6 protein-coding genes and 1 pseudogene are annotated in these 13,453 nt (G+C 71.7%); 6 read left to right on the top strand and 1 reads right to left on the bottom strand.

What is annotated here, in order from left to right; genetic code table 11:
- Positions 1 to 172 precede the first annotated feature (172 nt).
- Together WJ35_RS06130 and WJ35_RS31095 are read left to right on the top strand one after the other, a co-directional pair.
- Positions 173 to 643, top strand: a complete 471-nt coding sequence (locus WJ35_RS06130) for an Lrp/AsnC family transcriptional regulator (RefSeq protein ID WP_069238917.1) — start codon at positions 173 to 175, stop codon at positions 641 to 643.
- Between the two features lie 190 nt (positions 644 to 833).
- Entirely contained in the window at positions 834 to 995 is a 162-nt protein-coding gene (locus WJ35_RS31095; protein WP_011884072.1) for a hypothetical protein, read from the top strand.
- A gap of 312 nt (positions 996 to 1,307) precedes the next feature.
- Here the strand turns inward: WJ35_RS31095 and WJ35_RS06125 are convergent, their stop codons facing one another.
- A complete protein-coding gene (locus WJ35_RS06125; RefSeq protein WP_069238916.1) occupies positions 1,308 to 3,599 on the bottom strand; it encodes an FUSC family protein in 2,292 nt (763 codons plus the stop codon).
- 180 nt (positions 3,600 to 3,779) lie between these two features.
- On the opposite strand from WJ35_RS06125, the gene recC reads away from it, so the two are divergent.
- The 4 genes and pseudogenes from recC (at position 3,780) to arfB (ending at position 13,452) form a co-directional block, all read left to right on the top strand.
- Positions 3,780 to 7,118 (top strand): exodeoxyribonuclease V subunit gamma, encoded by a 3,339-nt coding sequence (gene recC, locus WJ35_RS06120; RefSeq protein WP_069238915.1) that lies wholly within the window; start codon positions 3,780 to 3,782, stop codon positions 7,116 to 7,118.
- Positions 7,115 to 10,832 (top strand): annotated as a pseudogene (recB, locus tag WJ35_RS06115) (exodeoxyribonuclease V subunit beta). The gene recC and the pseudogene recB overlap by 4 nt, the downstream one beginning before the upstream one ends.
- Positions 10,829 to 13,051 (top strand): AAA family ATPase, encoded by a 2,223-nt coding sequence (locus tag WJ35_RS06110; protein ID WP_060234500.1) that lies wholly within the window; start codon positions 10,829 to 10,831, stop codon positions 13,049 to 13,051. Before recB ends, WJ35_RS06110 begins: the two are co-directional and overlap by 4 nt.
- Entirely contained in the window at positions 13,048 to 13,452 is a 405-nt protein-coding gene (gene arfB, locus WJ35_RS06105) for an alternative ribosome rescue aminoacyl-tRNA hydrolase ArfB (protein WP_059614563.1), read from the top strand. Before WJ35_RS06110 ends, arfB begins: the two co-directional genes overlap by 4 nt.
- Position 13,453 lies beyond the last annotated feature (1 nt).

Raw genomic sequence — 13,453 nt, 5'->3', positions numbered from 1 at the left:
CGTTTGACGGGCGGCGTAACTCGGCGCCGCCCGCGCCCGAACCGGGGGTGAGGCGGTGTCGGATGCGCGCGGATTGGTATTTATCCCGGTCGACGGCAGCGAGTGCTTTCCATATTGTTCCCCGTTATGCTGGATGCATAGAATAAATTTCTATACACGAGGAACCGGGGAAATGGATGCCATCGATCGCAAGCTGCTGGAGCTGTTGCAGACGGACGCCACGCTGCCGATCGCGGAGCTTGCGCAGCGCGTGAACCTGTCGCAGACGCCGTGCTGGAAGCGCGTGCAGCGGCTCAAGGAAACCGGCGCGATCCGCGCGCAGGTCGCGCTGTGCGATCCGCGCAAGCTGGGGGTCGGCACGACGGTGTTCGTCGCGGTGCGCACGAACCAGCATACCGAGGAATGGGCGCAGCGCTTCACGCAGGTGGTGCGCGACATGCCGGAGGTCGTCGAGGTCTACCGGATGAGCGGCGAGACCGATTACCTGCTGCGCGTCGTGGTGGCCGACATCGACGACTACGACCGCGTCTACAAGCAGCTGATCCGTTCGGTGCCGCTGTTCGACGTCAGCTCGTCGTTCGCGATGGAGCAGATCAAGTACTCGACCGCGCTGCCGGTGCGCGACGTGTCCGAACCGGCGTAACGCGGTGCGCGCGCACATCGGTCGGCGCTGTGCGGCGTGTTGCCTGCCCGTCAGCGGCGCGCGCCCGCGCACGGAAACGATGTTCGACGGAAAACCAGGGGCGCAGTGCGACGGCGCAACCCGGCGCGTCGTAACGGGCGCAAGCGCGTAGAATGCCCGCTTCGACGAATTCGACGGAGCCGCACCGGCCATGAACGATCAGCGCAAGAAGAACCCAGTCCGCAACGTGAGCATCCTGATCGTCGTGGCCGTACTCCTGGTGATCGGGACGATCATGTACAACGCGATCTCGCAGAAGCACGCGTACGACGAAGCCCACCCGGCCGAGGCCGCGAGCGCCGCGTCGCACTGACGTCGGCGCGGGCGCGCAGCCGCAGGCGCGTGCTCTACGGGGCGGGAGCGATGTGCGCCTAAGAGGCGTGAGGCGTGACGACGCGCTCTGTTGCGTCGGGACCGACGCGGCCGCCGAAGCCTGCGCTCGCCTCCGAAGGCTGCCGTCGCTGCCCACGCCGGTCCACCGGCCGATCGACATCAGCACGGCATCGGCAACACGTGGAACAGCAGAATGCGCTCACGCACCGTGTTGATCGCGCGCGGAATCACGCGTCACGAGGCACGCGCGGCCGGGAAGATCGGCCGGTCGAACCATTGCGCACCCGCTTAGTCACGCCGGCAGGCGGATGACGCTCGCATCCTTGCGGATCAGCAGCGACGACGCGAGCATCTGCTTGCACTGGTGCGCGAGCACCTTCAGGTCGTGCGTGAGGTCGGCGCCCACGGCGTCCGATTTTTCCGCCGACACGACCATTTCGTCGAGCGCGCGCGTGATCTGTCTGGTCGTATCGAGATGGTCGGCCGGCGGCGGCTCGCCGGCTTCCGCCTTTTCGAGGTTGTCGAGCACGGCGGACAGGCCGCGATGCAGCGCGTCGTCGTGAACGCGCTGCCCGTCGGCTGAGCATGCGCTGCGAATCAGCGGCGCGGCGGCCGTGATCTGCGCGCCGAGCACGTGCGTCTGCACGAGCAGGTCGTTCAGCTCCGGCACGAAGCGCTGGTGCGCCTTCGGCTCGATCATCATCCGCTGGAACGCCTGGCCGAGGTTCGCGAACGCGATGTGCACGTTCTTGCGGGCGAGGCGGTACGGATAATCGTCGTCGAGGCCGGCGGCCGGCGTCTCGACCGCCGCGGCGACGACCGGCACGACGGCCGCGCCGTCGGCGGTCGGCACCGCCGGCGCGGACGTGCCGCGCCCGGCGCGCCACGCGGCCTGGAAGTACTTGCGGGTGGCCGTCAGCATGTCGGCGACCTGCTTGCCCATCAGCCGGTATTCCCAGTACGGGAACAGCCGGCTCGCGGCGATCGCGATCATGCAGCCGACCACGGTGTCGATCGCGCGCTCGCCGATGATCGCCATGTTGCCCGGCGCGAGCAGATGGAACATCAGCAGCACGTATGCCGACGTGAACACGACGCTCGCCGCGTAGTTGAACAGCAGCAGGCTGTAGCTCATCACCATCGAGCCGAACATGATCGCGATCAGCAGGTGCGCATCCTTGACCGTGTAGATCAGCGCGACGCTCGCCGCGCAGCCGATCAGCGTGCCGACGATACGCGCCGTGTTGCGCTGCTTGGTCAGCGAGTAGCCGGGCTTCAGGATGATGATGGTCGTCATCACGATCCAGTATGCGTTGGTGAGCGGCAGGAGCCGTCCGAGCCAGAAGCCGACCGCGACCGCGATCGTCACGCGCAGCGCATGGCGGAAGCTCGGCGAGCGCATGTTCAGGTTCGAGAAGATCAGCAGCGGCGACACGCTGCGGCGCTGCAGGAAGCGCGTGAGCGCCTTGTCGATCCGCAGTTCGGTCTGCTGCGGATCGGCGCGGCCCGACAGGTTGCGGCGCATCCGGTCGATCAGGCGCGTCGCGCTCCAGATGCGCCGGAACGTTGCGAGCACCGCCGCGTACGCTTCCGCGTTGGTGGTCGGGAAGTTCTTCTTGCGCATCAGCTCGATCTCGTACTCGATCGCGCGCAGTTCGGCCTTCACGCTGATCCGCGAATGCGGCGCGCGGTTCTCGAGCACGGCGAGGCCGATCTGCTCGAGGTCGATGGCCGCCTTGCGGATCAGGTCGCGGTAGAAGATGATCAGGTCCGAGCCGCCGAACGTGTTGCGCACGAGCGGGTAGTCGGTGTGCGCGCCGACGAACAGCTCGTGCAGGTCGACGCTGTTGATGAACAGGTTGTACATCGTCACGCGGCCCGGGTCGAGCTTGCCGCGCCGCAGCTTCGGCAGGTTGCGCAGCACGATGTCGCGCGCGGTTTCCTGCGTCTCGACCGCGGTGATCTGCTTCGCGACCAGGTTGCGATAGCACTCGTCGAGATCGGCGTCGAGGTCGTAGAACGCGGCGCGCGCGAGCAGGTAGTCGGCGCACGCGAACAGGCTCTCGGCGAGCGCCTGCTGCTCGATCCGGCGCGCCTGCCAGCTCGACACGACGGTGGCCCAGTACGTGTACCAGAGGCCGCCCGCGAGAATCCAGCCCGCGTTGACGAACGCCTGCAGCGGCGTGAGCTTCTCCTCGAGCGTCATCACCATCATGAACAGCGTCGCGAAGCTGATCTGCGGCCAGCGGTTGCCGTACACGACGATCAGCGACAGCACGAACGTGAGTGGCACGATCGTCAGCCACAGCGCGAAGATGTTGGGCGTCGCGAGGCCCGTCGCGAGCGCGGCGAGAAAGCCGATCACGCTGCACGCGAGCATTTCGTTGTGCTTGTGCTTGAGCGGGCCCGGCATGTCGACGACGCAGGCGCCGAGCGCGCCGGTCGAGATCGTGAAGCCGATCTCGCGGTTGTTGAACACGATCAGGCACAGCACGGCCGGCAGCGATACGCCGATCGCGATGCGCAGGCCGCCGAAAAAATACTGGCTGTAAAGAAACTTTCTGATTTCGACGGAGTAGCGCATCGATGGTCGGAATGGCTGACGACGACGCCAGGGCGGCATCGAGACTGGCGACGAGTCTATCGTATTTCGCGGGGCCCAAGCCCCTGGCCGTTCGACAGATACGCTTTGCGGCGGCCCTTTGCTATCCTTGGTGCTTCCGTTCGCCCGGCCCGGCCGGCGCGACGTCCCGACGCTTGTTTCATGCTCCATCTCTTCTATTCGAACCGTCACGAAACGCTGGCCGACGCGCTGCTCGACGACCTGGCCGCGTTCCCGGCCCGCAACGCGCCGTGGGCGCCTCAGCAGATCATCGTGCCGAGCGCGGCGCTGCGCCGCCGTCTCGAGCTCGACATCGCCGAGCGCCACGGCGTGTGCGCGAACGTCGAGTTCACCTATCTCGCGCAGTGGCTGTGGGCGCAGATCGGCCGCGTGATGACGGTGCCGGCGCGTTCGCCGTTCGCGCCCGACCGCCTCGTGTGGCGCTGCTACCGGCTGCTCGCGCAGGCGAGCGGCGATGCGCCTTGGCTTGCGTCGCCGCGGCTCGCCGGGTATCTGTCCGCGTCCGACGACGCGATGCGCTACGAGCTCGCGCAGCGCGTCGCGACGGTCCTCGATCACTACCTGACCTATCGTCCCGAATGGCTCGCCGCGTGGCAGGCGGGCGAGTCGGTGCTCGCGGGCGACGGCGCGCCGCGCGGGATCGGCGACGCGGCGCGCGACGACGAGCGCTGGCAGGCGGCGCTGTGGCGCGCGCTGCTCGCGGAGCTGAGCGACAGCGGCACGCCGCCCGCGCACCGCTTCCTCGGCGACGCGCGGCATCTCGATCTCGACACCGTCGCGCGCGCGGACTGGCCGGAATCGGTCAGCGTGTTCGCATTGCCGACGATGCCGCCGCTGCACGTCGCGCTGCTGCGCGAGCTGTCGCGGTGGATCGACGTGCGCATCTACGCGCTCAATCCGTGCCGCGAATTCTGGTTCGACATCGTCACCGCCGCGCACGCCGAGGCGCTCGACGCGGCGGGGCGGCTCGACTACCAGGAAGTCGGCCACCCGCTGCTCGCCGAATGGGGCCGCCAGACGCAGGCGCAGCTGCACATGCTGCACGAGCTGACCGAAAGCGCGGCGTCGAGCGATGCGTCGCGCTACGTCGGGAATCCCGCGCCGACGTGGCTCGCGCGGATCCAGAACGCGATCCTCGACCTGCAGCCCGAGGCGGAGCTCGGCGAGCCGCCGGCCGAGCATGGCATCGAGGTGCACGTGTGCCACAGTCTCGCGCGCCAGCTCGAGGTGCTGCACGACCGCCTGCTCGCATGGTTCGACGCGGACGACAGCCTGCGGCCGTCCGACGTGCTGGTCGCGGTGGCCGATCTCGCCGCGGCGGGGCCGCTGATCGACGCGGTGTTCGGCACGTCCGGCGCCGGCAGCGCGCGCATCCCGTACCGGATTTCCGGCCTGCCGCCGTCGCAGGCGAACCCGGTCGCGCGCGTGCTGCTCGATTGGCTCGCGCTGCCCGAACGGCAGGTGGGCGCGCCGGAGCTGGTCGAATGGCTGCGCGTCGATGCGGTGGCCGCGCGCTACGGCATCGACGCGGCCGCGCTCGAAACCGTGCAGACCTGGCTCGCGGCCGCCGGCGCGCGCCGCGGGCTCGCGCCGCAAGCCAGCGACGACGCGCTGGTGCCGTCACCGCGCCATACGTTCTCGGACGCGCTCGCACGGCTGTTTCTCGGCTACGCGATGCCGGACGGCGCGGCGCCGGTCGGCGGCTGGCTGCCGATCGAAGCCGCGACCGGCAGCGAGGCCGAACTGCTCGGCCGTCTCGCGCGCTTCACCGACGATCTCGACGGATTCGCGCGGCGGGTGTCGGAGCCGCACGCGCCGCGCGCGTGGAGCGAGCTGTTCGCCGACACGCTCGCGCGCTTCTTCGATTCCGGCGCCGCTTACGCCGACGCGCTCGCGGGCGTGCGCGACGCGCTCGACGCGATGCTCGCCGCGATGGCGGAGGGCGCGCCCGAGCAACGGCTGCCCGCCGCCGTCGTGCGCGCGGGGCTGGCCGCCGCGCTCGACGATCCCGCCCGCGGCGGGGTGCCGTGGGGCGGCGTGACGTTCTCGTCGCTGACGAGCCTGCGCGGGCTGCCGTACCGGATCGTGTGCCTGCTCGGGATGGACGACGGCGTGTTGCCGAGCCTCGCGCGCGCGGACGAGTTCGACCTGATGGGGGTGCTGCCGAAGCTCGGCGACCGGCAGCGGCGCGACGACGAGCGCAACCTGTTCCTCGACCTGGTGCTCGGCGCGCGCGACCGGCTGATGATCGCCTACACGGGGCGCAGCATCCGCGACAACGCGCCGTTGCCGCCGGCCGCGCTCGTCGACGAGCTGCTCGACCATCTCGCACTCGTCGCGGCCGGTCCCGACGCCGCGCCGGACGCGGTCGACGCCGCGCGTCGCGCATTCCTCGTCGAGCATCCGCTGCAGCCGTTCGCCGCCGCGTATTTCCGGCCCGGCAGCGAACTCGCATCTTACGACGCCGAGCGCGCGACGCTGGCGTCGCTGCTCGCGGCCGAAGCCACACGCGATGCGTCGCGGGAGCAGCCGTTCTTTGCGCAGCCGCTGCCGGCCGAGCCCGTCGAGCCGGTCGCGTTCGCGGACTTCGAGCGCTTCTGGCGTCACCCGGCGCGCGCGCTGCTGCGCGAGCGCCTCGGCATCGTGCTCGCGGACGCGCAGGCCGAACTGCTCGACACCGAGCCGTTCGCGCTCGACTACGCGGGCAGCGACGCGCTCGCCGAGCGCGTGCTGCCGCTCCTGATCGAATCGGGCGACGCGCGCGCGCGCGACCATGCGCTGCGGATCGCGGACGCGAGCCCGGAGCTGCCGGGCGGCGCGACCGGGGCCGTGTGGCGCGACCAGGCGCTCGGTTCGCTGACGCAACTGGCGACGAACGTGCGTCGTGCGCTCGCCGAAGGCGTCGCGCGGCGGCCGTTCACGCTCACGATCGCGCCTGCATGGCCCGAAACCGCCGATGAACTGTTCGGCGTGCACGACGCGATGCTGTCGGCCGATGCGGTGAGCGCGCCGCTCGCGCTGCACGGCACGCTGAACAGGCTCACGCCGGCCGGTCAGGTGATCTATCGCTACGCACGCCCGAGCGCGCGGGACTACCTGTCCGCATGGCTCGCGCATCTCGTCTACTGCGCGGCCGTGCCCGACGGGCCGCGCCGCACGCTGTGGTTCGGCAGCGGCGGCGCGTTCGAGCTGACGCCCGTCGCGGCGCCGCTCGAGCGCCTCGCGCCGCTCGCGGCGCTGTTCAGGGCCGGCCGGCGCATGCCGCTGCGCTTCTTTCCGCGCAGCGCGTGGGCCCGGGTGACCGATAGCGAAGCGAAGGCGGCAAGCGTGTGGATCAACGACCGGGTCGTGAGCGAAGCCGACGATCCCGCGCTCGCGATCGCGTGGCGCGGCGCGAATCCGTCGCTCGACGAGCCGTTCGGCACGCTCGCGCGGCTCGTGTTCGAGCCGATGCTCGAACATCTGAAGGAGCTCGAATGAACGCCGCATCCAGATCGCCGGCGGCGCTCGAGCTCGACGTGTTCGCGTGTCCGCTGGACGGCGTCAATCAGATCGAGGCGTCGGCGGGCACCGGCAAGACCTGGAACATCTGCGCGCTGTACGTGCGCCTGCTGCTCGAGAAGGATCTCGGCGCGGACCAGATTCTCGTCGTGACCTTCACGAAGGCCGCGACCGCGGAGCTGCACGAGCGCATCCGCGGCCGGCTCGCGCAGCTCGCGCACGCGCTCGACACCGGCGACGACGGCGGCGATCCGTTCATCGCGCGGCTCGTCGACACGACGCTCGGCGACGGCGGCGTGCTCGATCCCGAGACGGCGGCGAAACGGATCCGGCGCGCGCTGCGCGCATTCGACCAGGCGGCGATTCACACGATCCACGCGTTTTGCCAGCGCGCGCTGCAGGAAGCGCCGTTCGCCGCCGCAATGCCGTTCGCGTTCGAGATGCAGGCCGACGATGCGGCGCTGCGCTTCGAACTCGCGGTGGATTTCTGGCGCACCCGCGTCGAACCGATGGCGGCGCGCTGGCCGGGCTTCGCCGCGTGGCTCGTCGAATCCGGCGCGGGCCCGGCCGCGCTCGACGCGCAGCTCGCGCGCCGGCTGAAGAAGCCGCTCGCCGCGTTGCGCTGGGACGGCGTCGCGGAGCCGGACGAAACGGCGGAAGCGGCCGCGGCGGAATGTTTCGCGGAGGCGGCCCGGATATGGGCGGCCGAGCGCGACGCGCTCGACGCATTGCTGCGCGCCGCGCAGCCGGCGCTCAACCAGCGCTCGCACAAGCCGGAGGCGATCGCCGATGCGCTCGACGCGTGGGCCGCGCATTTCGCGCAAGCCGATGCGACGGCCGCGCTGCCGAAGGCCGCGCTGAAGCTGACGCATACGGCGCTCGTCAAGGCGACGAAGAAGGGCGGCGCGACGCCCGTGCATCCGTTCTTCGAGATCGCGGACGCGCTCGACGCGGCGGTCGCCGCGGCCGAGGCCGTGCAGCGCGCGCGCTGGCTCGCGCTGATCGCCGCGTGGCTCGACGACGCGCCGCGCGAGCTGGCCGAACGCAAGCGCACGCGGCGCATCGTGTCGTTCGACGATCTGCTCGCGAACCTGTATCACGCGCTGCACGAGCATCCGTGGCTCGCCGACACGCTGCGCGCGCGCTATCCGGCCGCGCTGATCGACGAGTTCCAGGATACCGATCCGCTGCAGTTCGCGATCTTCGACCGGATCTTCGCGCCAGGCGGGCCGCTGTTCCTGGTCGGCGATCCGAAGCAGGCGATCTACAGCTTCCGCGCGGCGGATCTGCATACGTACCTGGCCGCGCGCGCGCGGGCGAGCGCATGCTACACGCTCGCGGTCAACCAGCGCTCGACGCCGGCGATCGTCGATGCGTGCAACCGCTTCTTCCAGTCGAACCCGCGCGCGTTCGTGCTCGACGGGCTCGACTACTACCCGGTGCGCGCGGGCACGCGCGTGCGCGCGCCGCTGGCCGACGAGACGGATGCGGGCCCGGCGGGCGACTTCCGGATCTGGACGCTGCCGGACGGCGACGGCGTGTGGCTCAAGCGCGACGCGCAAGCGTATGCCGCGCAGGCGTGCGCGGCCGAGATCGCCCGGTTGATGCGCGGCGCGCGCGACGGCCGCGTGCGGCTCGGCGACACGCCGCTGTCGCCGGGCGACGTCGCGGTGCTCGTGCAGACGCACAAGCAGGGCAGCCTCGTGAAGCGCGAGCTCGCGCGATGGGGGATCGGCAGCGTCGAGCTCGCGCAGGCATCGGTGTTCTCGACCGGCGACGCCGAGCAGCTCGAGCGCGTGCTCGCGGCGATCGATGCGCCGGGCGACCTGCGGCGGCTGCGCGCGGCGCTGGCGTCGGACTGGTTCGGCCTCGACGCGCACGCGCTGTGGCGGATGGAGCAGGGCGGCGATGATGCGCCCGGCGCGGACGCCGCCGCTATCGGCGCCGCCAACGGCGCCGATGCGATGAGCTGGGTCGAGCGCTTTTCGCGCTACCGGCTGGTGTGGCGCGAGCGCGGCTTCGCGGTGATGTGGCGCACGTTCACGCGCGAGCTGCGGATCGCCGAGCGGCTGATGGCGGGCGCCGACGGCGAGCGCCGCGTGACGGACGTCAACCATCTGGCCGAGCTGACGCAGGCGCGCGCGTCGGCGCAGCCGGGCATCGCGCCGACGCTGCGCTGGCTGGCCGCGCAACGGCTCGACGGCGGCGGCGAGGACGCGCAGCTGCGCCTCGAATCCGACCGCAACCTCGTCCAGATCGTGACCGTGCACAAATCGAAGGGGCTCGAATACGCGATCGTGTTCTGCCCGTTCCTGAACGACGGCGCGCTGCGCGAACCGTTCGCGTCCGGGTTGCCGGACGCGCGCGAATATCACGACGAAGCGGGCGATGCGGTGCTGCACTACGGCTGCGACGACGAGGCCGCCGAGCATGCGGCGCGACAGGCGTTGCGCGAGCAGGCGGCGGAGCGTGCGCGGCTCGTCTACGTGGCGCTCACGCGCGCGGTCTACCGCTGCTATCTCGTCGCGGGGCCGTACCTGTCGTCGCGCTCGACGCGCGAATCGCGGCGCAGCGTGCTCAACTGGCTCGTGGCCGGCGGGCGGGTCGTTCGACGCGTGGCTCGACGAGCCGCCCGACGATGCGGCGCTCGAACAGGCGTGGCGCGCGCTCGCGGGCGGCTCCGTGAGCGTCGCGCCGCTGCCGGTGCCCGCGCGCCGCGAGCGGCTTGCGGCCGGACACGACGCGAACGAGGCGCTGGCGGCGCGCCTGGCGTCGCGCTTGCTGCGGGATGCGTGGCGGATGGCGAGCTTCAGTTCGCTGACGGCGTCGATGGCGCGCGAGGAGGCGGGCGTCGCGGCCGTGCCGGAAGACGATCTGCGGCCCGATCACGATGCGCTCGCGGCGCTCGCGCCGGATGACGATCCGGGCGACGCGTGGCTGGAGGCTGCGCCGCCCGACGACGACATCCTCGTGTTTCCGCGCGGCGCGGCGGCCGGCGAGTGCCTGCACCGCCTGTTCGAGCTGAGCGATTTCACCGATCCGGGATCGTGGCACGCGGCCGCGCTCGGCGCGCTGCACGACCGGCCCGTCGAGGCCGAGCCCGAGCTCGGCGAGCGGCTGCCCGCGATGATGGCGCGGCTCGTCGACGACGTCGTGCGCACCGAGCTCGTGCCGGGCATGCGGCTGGCCGGGCTCGATCCGGCCAGGCGGCTCAACGAAATGGGCTTCCTGTTCGCGGCGCCGTCGCTGGACCTGAGCGCGCTGCGCCGGCTGCTGGTCGCGCACGGGTATCCGGACGTCGCGCTGGAGGCGGGCGTGCTTGCCGGCTACATCAAGGGTTTCATCGACATGATCGTCGAACATGACGGCCGATTCTGGATCGTCGACTGGAAGTCGAACCATCTCGGCAATACGCCGGATGCCTACGGCCCGCGCGCGCTCGACGCGGCGATGGCCGATCACGCGTATCACCTGCAGGCGCTGCTCTATACGGTCGCGCTGCATCGCTACCTGCGCGGCCGGCTGCACGAGTACGACTACGACACGCATATCGCGGGCTACCTGTACCTGTTCGTGCGCGGCGTGCGGCCCGGCTGGCGCAGCGGCGGCGCGCCGGCCGGCGTGCACGCGCGGCGGCCCGCGCGCGAGCTCGTCGACGCGCTCGACCGGATGATGGAAGGGGGCCGCGCATGAGCACGCCCGACGATACGCTCGAGTTCACCGGCGGCCTCGTCGCGCGCCTGCCCGAGCCCGCGGATTTCGGCATTGCGCTCGCGGAAGGCTTCGCGCGCCGGATCGGCGATCTTGCGCGCCGCGCGGGCGCGCCGGCCGCGGCGGCGCGCTGGGCCGCGCGCGCCGCGTTCGCGGCCAGCCGCGCGACCGCGGGCGGACATGTGTGCGTGTCGCTCGGCGCGCTCGCGCAGCGTTACGACGAACCGCTCGCCGACGTGCGCGCGGCGCTCGCGGCGAGCGGCGTCGCCGCGTTCGGCGTGCTCGAGCGCGGCGAGGAGCGGCCGCTGATCGTCGACCGGCACGACCGGCTCTACCTCGCGCGCTATTTCGCATACGAACGGCGGCTCGCCGAAGCGCTCGTCGCGCAGGCGGGCGCGGGGGCGGCCGCGGCCGATGCGGCGCCGGCGCCCGACGTGCTGCGCGAGCGCCTCGCCCGCTACTTCGGGCCGGCGACCGGCGAAACCGACTGGCAGCGCGTCGCGGCGATCGTTGCGCTGACGGGCCGCGTGACGATCGTCAGCGGCGGTCCCGGCACCGGCAAGACGACCACCGTCGTCGGCGTGCTCGCGTGCCTGCTCGACGCGCATCCCGGCCTGCGCATCGCGCTGGCCGCGCCGACCGGCAAGGCCGCGCAACGGATGCAGGAAGCGCTGCACGCGCGGGCCGGCGACCTGCCGCCCGAACTCGCCGCGCGCCTGCCGAACACGTCGTACACGCTGCACCGCCTGCTGGGCGGCGGCGGGGCGGCGGGGTTCCGCCATCATCGTGACAACCCGCTGCCCTACGACCTGATCGTCGTCGACGAAGCGTCGATGATCGACGTCGCGCTGGCCGCGCATCTGCTCGATGCGCTCGCGCCGGGCGCGCGGCTCGTGCTGCTCGGCGACAAGGACCAGCTTGCCGCGGTCGAGGCGGGCGCCGTGTTCGCCGAGCTGAGCGCGCGGCCGTCGTTCAGTGCGGCAGCTTGCGCGCGCATCGCGCAGGCGCTCGGCATCGACGAAGCGGCGTTCGTCGCGGCGCTGCCGACGCCGGCCGATGCCGAGCCGGACGCAGCCACGGCGGCGGCTGCGATCGGGCGCACGCCGGTCGCGCCGCCCCCGGCCGATCCCCGCCAGGCGTCGCTGTTCGATGATGAGCCGCCTGCGGCCGTGGCGACGGACGACGAAGCCGCAGGCGACGCCGACGACGCTGACGATGGGCCCGCATGGATCGAGGCCGACGAACTGGCGTGGCTCGACGCGGCCGCATTGCCGCCGCTCGATGCCGGGGCCGCGCAGCGCGTCGCGGCGATGCCCCCCGTTGCTCCGGAGGACGTCGAGGCCGCTGAAGCGACCACCCCGGCGCCGCTCGCGGATTGCGTCGTGTGGCTCGAGCGCAATTACCGTTTCGGGCTCGATTCGCCAATCGGCCGCCTGTCGCTGGCGATCCGCCGCGGCGACGTGCAGGAGGCGCTCGACGCGCTGCCGGCGAGCGACGCGGCCGCCGCGTCGTTCCACGAGGATGCCGGCGACACGCTCGCCGCGACGACCGTCGAACGGCTCGCGCGGCGCTTTTCCGCCTATCTGGACGCGTTGCGGGATGCGCTCGCTGCCGCCGTGCCGGACCCGTTGCCGCTGTTCGACGCGCTCAACCGCTTCCGGATCCTGTGCGCGACGCGTGGCGGGGCGCGCGGCGCCGAACACGTCAATGCGCTCGTCGCGGCGCACGTGCGCCGCGCCGCGCACGTGCCGCTCGCGGTCGGCGCGCACTGGTTCACCGGGCGGCCGATCATGGTGACGCGCAACGACTATGCGCTCGGGCTGTTCAACGGCGACATCGGCATTGCGCTGCCCGACGCGCAGGGCGTGCTGCGCGTGTGGTTCAAGCGGGCGGACGGCACCGCGCGCGCCGTGTCGCCGGCCGCGCTGCCGCCGCACGAGACCGCGTTCGCGCTGACCGTTCACAAATCGCAGGGCTCGGAATTCGACGAAGCCGCGCTCGTGCTGCCGGCGACGTTCGGCCGCGTGCTGACGCGCGAGCTGGTCTACACGGCGGTGACGCGGGCGCGCACGCGCGTGCAGGTGATCGGCGGGCGCCGCGTACTCGCGCAGGCGATCGCGACGCGCACGCAGCGCGATTCGGGGCTGTCGGCGCGCATCGCCGAGGCGCTTGCGCGGCGCGCCACGGAGGCGTCGCGATGATGATCCGCTACACGCTCGATCCGGCCGAGATCGAATGGACCGCGGTGCGTGCGCAGGGCGCGGGCGGACAGAACGTCAACAAGGTGTCGAGCGCGATTCACCTGCGCTTCGACATCCGCGCGTCGTCACTGCCGCCGCTGCTCAAGGAGCGGCTGCTCGCGCTGTCGGACCAGCGCGTCACGCGCGACGGCGTCGTCGTGATCAAGTCGCAGGAGCACCGGACCCAGGAGCGGAACCGCGAAGCCGCGCTGGCGCGGCTCGACGCGTTGATTCGCAGCGTCGCCGTCACGCCGCGCGCACGTGTCGCGACCCGGCCGACGCGCGCGTCGAAAGAGCGGCGGCTGGAGCACAAGGCGCGCCGCAGCGTCGTGAAGTCCGGGCGGGGGAAGATCGTGGATTGAC

It is taken from the genome of Burkholderia ubonensis (genome assembly GCF_001718695.1).
Taxonomy (GTDB): Bacteria; Pseudomonadota; Gammaproteobacteria; order Burkholderiales; family Burkholderiaceae; genus Burkholderia; species Burkholderia ubonensis_B.
Note: the sequence above shows the minus strand (reverse complement) of the source record. Positions and strands in the feature narration are given on the sequence as shown.

What these genes read in the sequence shown, in the direction of transcription:
- WJ35_RS06125 (WP_069238916.1), bottom strand. Translation starts at nt 3,599, where the DNA reads ATGCGCTACTCCGTCGAAATCAGAAAGTTTCTTTACAGCCAGTATTTT.
- arfB (WP_059614563.1), top strand. Translation starts at nt 13,048, where the DNA reads ATGATGATCCGCTACACGCTCGATCCGGCCGAGATCGAATGGACCGCG.
- recC (WP_069238915.1), top strand. Translation starts at nt 3,780, where the DNA reads ATGCTCCATCTCTTCTATTCGAACCGTCACGAAACGCTGGCCGACGCG.
- WJ35_RS06110 (WP_060234500.1), top strand. Translation starts at nt 10,829, where the DNA reads ATGAGCACGCCCGACGATACGCTCGAGTTCACCGGCGGCCTCGTCGCG.
- WJ35_RS06130 (WP_069238917.1), top strand. Translation starts at nt 173, where the DNA reads ATGGATGCCATCGATCGCAAGCTGCTGGAGCTGTTGCAGACGGACGCC.
- WJ35_RS31095 (WP_011884072.1), top strand. Translation starts at nt 834, where the DNA reads ATGAACGATCAGCGCAAGAAGAACCCAGTCCGCAACGTGAGCATCCTG.